A 6,354-nucleotide genomic window follows, 5' to 3' on the forward strand; every position below is an offset into this window, starting at 1 on the left:
GCCAGACCGTCCAGGTAAGAATAGAAGATTTGGCGATACTGTTTAGGGGATTTCGAATGGGTCAAAATAACCACCTCCGAAATCCTTCGGATTATGGATTAGTTCCGAGCTTCGGTCTGTCAAGTGCCATATTCGGATAATTTATAAACTTTTGGAGCAACTCCACTGCTTGTGTTAAAAATCAAAAAAACGAGGAGCGAATTCCGCATGGAAGACACTCCTTAACTTAACGACATTGGTATTTATTACATAGAAAAGATTACAAACATATTCTGTCTATATCGTATAAGCATCTTGATGTTTTTAACCATGCGTTATGTATTCAGCTATTAACTGAATAAACGAATAAGGGACATCAGATCATTCTGACTAAGTATGACCTAAAAAAACCATTCGCGTCCTGAATCTGTGCGAATGGTTTTCAAATTTTCTCTGAATTCTGCTTCCTTGGAGACTCTATAAAGAGCTCCATTTTTCGGCTGGTATTTCCACCTCTTAATGATCGCTGAATATTTCAAAATATCAGTAGTGATCCGGCTTCCGTTAGGCGCTCCTTCTGAGTGCCTTTATAAACCAGCTTCCTTATTCTTTTTTCTGATTAAAAAACGAATTTTTTCGGCAGCTGTTTTCAGATCAGTTATCTTTTGTGATGCCATAATAGCATCTGCTTTTTTGCATAAAAGTGATTCAACTGAGTTTGTCCAGTTTGGACATTATTCTGTCCGGTTTGGTAAATTCCAATGAATATCGATGTTAAAAAGATCCTGATTTCATACAAACTGATTTCTGATTTGAAGCAGGCGATTCAGTAAACCGCTTTCGTCTAAAGGTATTCTTATTCGTTTTGAGACCATTCTTTCAATTTTCTTCTTCAGACTATCCTATTCATAGCCTATCTGTCATATTTTATGTCATGAATATGAATTTTTGGGCATTTTAATCTGAATTAAAATTAATTTGCGATAAAGATATTTCATACAACATAAAGATTTCATAAATTTTCCCAAACTTTAAATTTAATTGAACAATAATTTCATGATTGACTATACATTTTAACTCATTGATAAAGTTTAGTATCTGGAAAGGAGGTCAGTTATGAACAGCGAATACATTCTCAATTCTCAGGAATTCACTACTCCTTTGCAGGATGCATTAATCGAAAATCCATTTTATTCAGATGAAGCAGATCGAAAAAGCTTAGGACGCAGAATGTTTGAAACCAGCTTCGGACTTACCTTGCTCTGGATTTTCTCGATCAGTGCCTATCACTATTCTCCTTCCGATTGGAAAGTGTATATGTCCTCACTGATTTTCTTTGCTTTTTGTGCCAGTCTGACCATTCTGATTTCCTATTACCTGCTCAGCCGCGACAACGGTCTGATTGATTCTGCTGATTCTCACGTTTATCACGAAAGAATTCGAATTGAAGAATCTGATGAGACTCCAACTTTAAATGTTTCCTTTAGTCTTAAGCCAGAATGGGATCCAAAGCAAAATTTTGTCCTGACTTTACCGATTCATGGCATTCGAAAATTATTGCTTAACCCATACCACAACTGTCTGATTATCGATGGTGATTTTCGGATTGAGTATGCACAGCGATTTCGTCCGTTTCCTTCGGTTGTTCATAAATTGATCATTCCGCTGAATTTCCGGGATTCAAAGATTTTTTTAGAACGTCTTGAATCCCTCAGTATCCTTCCCATCCAACTTGATGATCGAATCCATAAGAAATGGATATCAGATCCCAGAGCATTCCAGTAAATTCTGCTGGAGTGCTTTTTCTTTATCTGAATCGGAATATCTATCACTCTATTTCCTGAACTTGCTCAGATTAACCAATGATCCAGATCTGACTTGCCGATTTATTCAATGCAGCTAAGTTTATAAACATGGATTCGAATTCGCAGTTATTCTCGAGCAGACATTCGAATAGAGAAAAGGACATTACAAAACCGTTGATCAGTTTTGTAATGTCCTTCATCATAATACGATTTTCGTATTCGTATTTCTTTGTTTCTTTTTAGTCATTCCTGTATCAGGAATCAGCTGATTGAGAATTTATTCAGTCTCAGATCCAGCAGATGTTTCCGAATTAACAGAAGGTAATGAGCCATCAGGTAAAGTCGGTTTGCTTAAATCCAGATGAACCGTCGACGCGGGTTAAGGCAGATCCATTGTATGTGATTCTTCACTATCCAGTTCCTGTTTGGATTGGATTTCAGTTTTGACGGCGGCCTTAACCGTATGAAGTATTTTATCTACAGCCTTACCAACAGTGCCTTTTGAGCTTAACCCCGGTTGATCCTGCCCCTGAATATTTCCAGCTTCATCATTCGATCCTAAATCATTTTCGCTGCTCTTCTCTTTTTCAGATTTTGGAAAAGCCAGAATTGCTGTGAAAATGTCTCCATCGATATCAATCGTAAATGATCCATTCTGGACTTCTGCAAAACTTTTAACAATCGCAAGGCCGAGACCTGCGCCTGGTTCATGTCTTGATTTATCTCCACGAACAAATCGTTCTGTAATTTCTTCTGGAGAAAAATCGAGAGCAGTTTTCGATACATTTTTGATCTTCAAAATAACCTCATCCGATTCACAGATCGTACTGACAAAAATACGTGTTTTAGAAAGACCATATTTGCGAATATTAGAAAACAGATTTTCGATCATTCGAACTGTTTTATCCGGATCTACAACAACCATACATTCCGGCTGAAGCTTTAAAATCAGCTTCATTTCCTTCTTTTCGAACTCTTCATCCCATTCCATTGCGACCTGCTCCATCAATGCAGACAAATCAATTCTTGCAGTGGTGAGCTGTATGTCGCCACTGCTGGCTCTCGCTACATCAAAAAGGTCAGTAATCAATCGGGAAAGACGATTGGTGTAATTATCGAGATGATGGGCATAATTGTGAATATCTTCAATATTGTCAGACATTCCAATCAGTTCAGCATAACTCTTAATGCCCGTAACCGGAGTTTTCAGGTCATGAGATACATTGGAGATCAGCTGTGTTTTCATATTCTGTGAATGCAGTCCATCCCTTAACGCTTTCTGAAATTCATTCTTTACATCAACCAGCGAATTGTATAAAGACTGATACATTCCTGCGGACTTTGGCTGAATATAAGAAAAGTTTCCAGCAATCAGCTCATTGGCTGCAGCTAAAGTCGATTCATAATCACTGCGCATCAGATACAGCATTCGATAGATCAATACCCCAATGGCAATGCATTCAGCAGTAAATAAAAGAAAAACCGGAACTGGCCCAAATAGGTGGTAGGTGATAAAGCAGGAGATAATCACAAACAGAATCACGATCACATAAATCGAAATGACTTTTCGAAGCAGCCATCGTTCAAGAGGCTTGGATGATTGTTCTGTTAATGATATTTCAGCTTTCTTGAGCAGGCTGGCTGTCAGAGTATCTTCCAGGAGATATCTTCGAAATCCGCATCTGAAAATGTATTTAATATACAGAATACCCAGGCTTGAACAATAAAGCCAAACCCACCAAATGACAAATCCAGTCAGATTGGCACTGATCCTGGACTGCAAAACCGAAAAGCCAAGGGATCTGAAAAATTCATTGAGAACCCCTGAAACGAGTGCAGTCGTCACCATATAGACTGTTCCAGTTAAAAGAAAGATGGCCAAAGGAAGACCTATCCAGACAAACAACGCCTTGATTCGGATCATTCTGGAAAACAACCATGATTTTTTCTCCAGCTTAATATTTGCAATCAGGACAATGAGCATACAGATAAAAACGCTCACGCCCATAAAGAAAACAAAACGTCCTTCTTCAAGATAACTTGCCTGCTGAGCAATAATTCCTCCGTTAGCCTGCAGGTGTTCGGGGACCATAAAACGGATGGTGAAATCTTTGGGCAGGACCACGTTGTAATAAAATTCGTTGGATCCTGCAACTTCTGAGTTTACAAGGTTGGGATTGACGATTCCCCTGGTTTGAACGTTGAACAATGCCAGTGAAGGTAGGACCGTTGAGCTTGAAACAAAAGCACGGTTGCCATCGGAACTGAACGTAATATCCAGCATAATATCGTCCAGATTTAAATTTTCGGGATAATTATGGAAAAATGATTTTCCCTTATAGGATACTTCCCAGATCAGATTGGAATCATTCGTCAGTGAGTTACCGCTGTTGAGCTGAGAACTGAGGGCATTTTCCTTTAATGCATTCTGAATTTCCGGGGAAAGATCATCAACATATCGAATCCATTCGTAATTCGGGTCAACAATTCGAGCTTGTTCAATCGCGGTAATCTCAAGATTCCGGCTGATATTCTGCAAAAGATGCTTTTTCTGAGTCTGGGTATAGATTGTCAGCTTACTGATCTGTGGAAAGAACGCTACAACCAATATCGTAATAGCCATAGCGAGCATAAAGGAAAATCTGTATTTTTCCTGTTTGTGATTCAACGGGATTCTCCTTTGCGAAGCTTATAACCTAATCCCCAGACAACCTGAATATATACAGGCTTTTTTGGATTCTCTTCAATTTTCTCGCGCAGCTTACGGATATGGACCGTGATTGTTTCTGTTGAAATCGCTTCTTCCATCCAGATGGCTTCATAGATCTGAGCAGCCGAGAACACCTGTTCTGGATGTTTCATAAACAATTCAAGAATCTGAAATTCCTTTGGAGTTAAATGAACACTTCTGCCGTCTACTGTCACTTCCTTCGTCATCGTATTCAGCTCCAGGCCCCCATTTCGATAGACGGACTGAGGAAGATCAGGAGTTGTATTCTTTAACTCTAAAATTTGTTCATAACGACGAAGATTTGCTCTGACTCTGGCCACAAGTTCCATTGAAGCAAATGGCTTCGTCAGATAATCATCGGCTCCAATCATCAGACCATTAATCTTATCAAGCTCTTCAGATTTTGCGCTTAAGAAGATGACTGGAAAGTCATAATTCTTACGCAGTTCAGTGACCATAGTAATTCCATCCATTTCAGGCATCATGATATCTACAACTGCAAGGTGAACATCATTTTCACGAATCAAATGCAATCCCTGAATTCCATTTTCTGCCTGCAGAACGGTATATCCCTGACTCCTAAGATAAATACCTATAGCCTCACGAATACCAGGTTCGTCTTCAGCGACTAAAATTGTATGTTCCATTTCAATTGGATCCTCCTTTTTTCAAATTATTTTGTCTTACTGTGTTGCATAATCTATTTTTTCTAACTTTATATTTATTTTTACTATTACAAAACTCTTTTCGGTCTTGTAAAAAGCCGCCTAATGACCAGGCGGCACTAATTCTATTATCGATTGTGAAAAAATTGAAATCAACAGCAAATTGATTTCGCTAGAAACGGATTCGTTTTGCTTTTGTAGACTGCACTGACTGATTGCTTACTTTGCGATCTGTAATCCAGAAGAAGCTTTTCTTGCTCTTGAACGCAGACGGTTTTGAATCACACCAGCTGCCTGTTCCTGCATAAATACGCAAAGAGCAAGAAGAATCAGTGAAATCATTCTGCCTGCAGACATTTCTACTAATATGATGATCAGGAAAATCAAGGCGATAAACCATCGAACAAAGACCGAACGCTCGCTGTGTCCTGCTGCAGTCTTCGCTGCAATAAATAAAATGATCATTGCACCAGCAAAATCGAACATTCCAAGGGATTCTAAAGGGGCATTAAAATCTCTGGCTAATACAATGCCAAACATCGCACTGAAAAGCAGAACCCACTGTCTGGACTTACAGGATGTCAGCATCGGAATCGTCGTACAAAAAATCATCCAGCTCAAGGCCAAAGCTGAAGCTGGTAAAGTGTATTGGGTAATCGCCCACAACAATATGGCTCCTCCAAGAAAATAAGCAGCCGCTAAAGCAATTGTTTTTGGAAACTTTTTTAGAATAGTCATAAGGTTAATTCCTTTCGTCATTTAGATTACTCTGACGATTCAAAAACAAGCGGTTTATTTCATAAAGAAGCTAGAAAACATTTCGAAAGTTTTGATTCTTGAATTTTAAGAAAATCTATCGATTTTCAATAACTTTGATTGTCTGGCAAGAATTACATAGTTTGCTATCTATCTGCAGATATAAAGAAAAGCCGATCCGAAGTGATTGCTCACTCAGATCGGCTTTCTGTTTGCATGGCCTCTTGCTATTTTCGCTGTTCACTATCGTCGCCGTTAGAATGCTTGACTGCTGGGTGCGGAATGTAACCAGGTATTTCCATTCTGCCATCAAGACCACACCTTGGATCTTTCAAAACCAAACATCAGCGACATCCTTCTTGTCTGTTGTCTTTGTTCTTTATGTTCTACACTTAGCTTGCTTCGATCAAGCCCTCGA

The 6,354-nt window shown here is 39.0% G+C and carries 4 protein-coding genes and 1 rRNA gene; 1 reads left to right on the plus strand and 4 read right to left on the minus strand.

Annotated features, from left to right (window positions below):
• Positions 1-1,095 precede the first annotated feature (1,095 nt).
• Positions 1,096-1,764: a hypothetical protein gene (locus BO222_RS01040; protein WP_075817594.1), complete on the plus strand. Its 669-nt coding sequence runs from the start codon at positions 1,096-1,098 to the stop codon at positions 1,762-1,764.
• Positions 1,765-2,163: 399 nt separating this feature from the next.
• Here BO222_RS01040 and BO222_RS01045 read toward each other — a convergent pair whose 3' ends face one another.
• The 4 genes from BO222_RS01045 to rrf form a co-directional block, all read right to left on the minus strand.
• Positions 2,164-4,452: a sensor histidine kinase gene (locus BO222_RS01045; protein ID WP_075817596.1), complete on the minus strand. Its 2,289-nt coding sequence runs from the start codon at positions 4,450-4,452 to the stop codon at positions 2,164-2,166.
• Positions 4,449-5,162 carry a response regulator transcription factor gene (locus BO222_RS01050; protein ID WP_075817598.1) on the minus strand — a complete coding sequence of 238 codons (714 nt, stop codon included), beginning with the start codon at positions 5,160-5,162 and terminating at the stop codon, positions 4,449-4,451. Before BO222_RS01050 ends, BO222_RS01045 begins: the two co-directional genes overlap by 4 nt.
• A 237-nt stretch (positions 5,163-5,399) precedes the next feature.
• On the minus strand, positions 5,400-5,918 hold the full coding sequence (locus BO222_RS01055; protein WP_075817600.1) for a hypothetical protein: 519 nt from the start codon (positions 5,916-5,918) through the stop codon (positions 5,400-5,402).
• Positions 5,919-6,150: 232 nt separating this feature from the next.
• Positions 6,151-6,256: ribosomal RNA gene (rrf, locus tag BO222_RS01060) — 5S ribosomal RNA — on the minus strand.
• Between the last annotated feature and the right edge of the window lie 98 nt (positions 6,257-6,354).

This window comes from Ileibacterium valens (genome assembly GCF_001945525.1).
Taxonomy (GTDB): domain Bacteria; phylum Bacillota_I; class Bacilli_A; order Erysipelotrichales; family Erysipelotrichaceae; genus Ileibacterium; species Ileibacterium valens.

Excerpts from the sequence above, each read along its gene's own strand:
- BO222_RS01040 (WP_075817594.1), top strand. The coding sequence starts at position 1,096 with ATGAACAGCGAATACATTCTCAATTCTCAGGAATTCACTACTCCTTTG.
- BO222_RS01050 (WP_075817598.1), bottom strand. The coding sequence starts at position 5,162 with ATGGAACATACAATTTTAGTCGCTGAAGACGAACCTGGTATTCGTGAG.
- BO222_RS01055 (WP_075817600.1), bottom strand. The coding sequence starts at position 5,918 with ATGACTATTCTAAAAAAGTTTCCAAAAACAATTGCTTTAGCGGCTGCT.